The 621-nt window shown below is 77.8% G+C and carries 1 pseudogene; it reads left to right on the plus strand.

Going from position 1 to position 621, the window contains the following annotated elements:
- Positions 1-551: pseudogene (locus tag KN815_RS44845) on the plus strand (hypothetical protein); the annotation flags it as partial.
- Positions 552-621: the final 70 nt, after the last annotated feature.

The raw sequence follows: 621 nt of genomic DNA on the forward strand, positions 1-621 counted from the left end.
CCGCCGACGCCCGGCCCGGCGGACCCGACGCCGAACCCGACCGCGACCGCCCCGCCCGCCGCCGCATCCAGCACCTCGCCGACCGGCTCGCCACCCGGGCCCGGATGCGGCCCCGGGTGACCAGGCGCACCGCGCGGGCCGCAGGTGAACTCCTCGCCGGATACGAGACGTTCATCCCGGAGGCCGCCCATGTGCTGGTGAACGCCCTCGACCTGGACGCCCGCCCCGGCCCGCTGTCCGCCGGGCTCGCCCGCCTCGCCCGGCTGCACACCACCCGCCCCGCGCTCGCCGTCCACACCGCCGACGCCCTGCGCCGACGGCTGAACACCGCACTGCGGCCGGGCTCCGACGCCGGTCTGCTGCGCGCCGCGGGCCAGCTCGACGAGGACGGAGGCCACGCCTCCGGGCTGTTCGCCGCGACCCTCACCGAGGTGGGCGGGGCACGTACGGAATGGGCGGAGCCCTGGCGGGAACGGCTGCGCTCGCTGCGCGCACATCCGCACGCGGATGTGCGGGACGCGGCGCTGCGGCTGACGACGACGGTGGAGTGAGGCGGGTGTCGCCGGTGGAGTGAGGCGGGTGTCGCCGGTGGAGTGAGGCGGGTGTCGCCGGTGGAGTGAG

Source organism: Streptomyces niphimycinicus, assembly GCF_018883605.1.
Classification (GTDB): domain Bacteria; phylum Actinomycetota; class Actinomycetes; order Streptomycetales; family Streptomycetaceae; genus Streptomyces; species Streptomyces niphimycinicus.